3 protein-coding genes are annotated in these 994 nt (G+C 56.4%); all 3 read left to right on the top strand.

Going from position 1 to position 994, the window contains the following annotated elements; translation table 11 throughout:
- The first annotated feature begins 22 nt into the window (after positions 1 to 22).
- The 3 genes from NCR98_RS33240 to NCR98_RS33230 are packed head-to-tail and all read left to right on the top strand — an operon-like array spanning position 23 to position 879.
- Positions 23 to 283 (top strand): hypothetical protein, encoded by a 261-nt coding sequence (locus NCR98_RS33240; RefSeq protein ID WP_250468351.1) that lies wholly within the window; start codon positions 23 to 25, stop codon positions 281 to 283.
- Between the two features lie 37 nt (positions 284 to 320).
- Positions 321 to 581, top strand: coding sequence for a hypothetical protein (locus NCR98_RS33235; RefSeq protein ID WP_250528594.1), 261 nt, complete (start codon positions 321 to 323; stop codon positions 579 to 581).
- Positions 582 to 618: 37 nt separating this feature from the next.
- Positions 619 to 879, top strand: coding sequence for a hypothetical protein (locus NCR98_RS33230; protein ID WP_250468213.1), 261 nt, complete (start codon positions 619 to 621; stop codon positions 877 to 879).
- Positions 880 to 994: the final 115 nt, after the last annotated feature.

Raw genomic sequence — 994 nt, 5'->3', positions numbered from 1 at the left:
CCAACCACTTAGGAGATTCACCATGCTGACGATCAAAGACCTCGCCGCTTCCAAAGAACTCGGCCGTGCTGAAATGGGCGCTATCACGGGCGGTAGCTCGTTCTTCTCGAACGCCGGTTTCAACAGCAACGTTCAAGCAGGCGGCGTGTCCTTCGCTTCGCCGCAAGCGAACATCGCACCTGTCACGCAAGTCGATGCATCGACCACCACCAACGTCGATCTCAAGACCGTCAACAAGTCGATTACCGCCGTGGGCAGCCTGCTCGGCGGCATGGCGCTTTAATTCACTCAATCCAACCACATTGTTTAGGAGATTTATCATGCTGACCATCAAGAACCTCGTTGCTTCCAAGGAACTCGACCGCGCTGAAATGGGCGCCATCACGGGCGGTAATTCGCTCTTCTCGAACGCCGGTATCAACAGCAACGTGCAAGCTGGCGGCGTGTCGTTCGCTTCGCCGCAAGCGAACATTGCACCTGTTTCGCAAGTCGATGCATCGACCACCACCAACGTCGATCTCAAGACCGTCAACAAGTCGATCACCGCCGTGGGCAGCCTGCTCGGCGGCATGGCGCTTTAATTCACACCATCCAAACACATTTCTTAGGGGATTTATCATGTTGACCATCAAGAACCTTGCTGCTGAGAAAGAACTCGATCGCGCTGCAATGGGCTCCATCGCGGGCGGCTTCTCGATCTTCTCGAACACCGGCGTCAACTCGAACTATCAGGCAGGCGGCGTGTCTTTCGCGAGCCCGCAAATCAACGTCGCACCGGTCACGCAGGTCGATGCCTCGCAACACACGAACGTAGACGTCAAGAGCATCACCAAGTCGGTCGATGCGCTCGGCAGCATGTTCGTCGGTATGAAGGTCTGAGGGCTCGCAGGCTCAGAGAGGGAAGGACCACGTGCCTTCTTCTCTCGTTGATTCTTGCCGATAACGTCCGAGCCTCAACGAGAGGACCGTATCTCCTTGCGGCCCTCTGGGTGAA

This window comes from Caballeronia sp. GAWG2-1, assembly GCF_023631405.1.
GTDB lineage: Bacteria > Pseudomonadota > Gammaproteobacteria > Burkholderiales > Burkholderiaceae > Caballeronia.
This window is presented reverse-complemented; position numbering and strand designations above follow the sequence as displayed.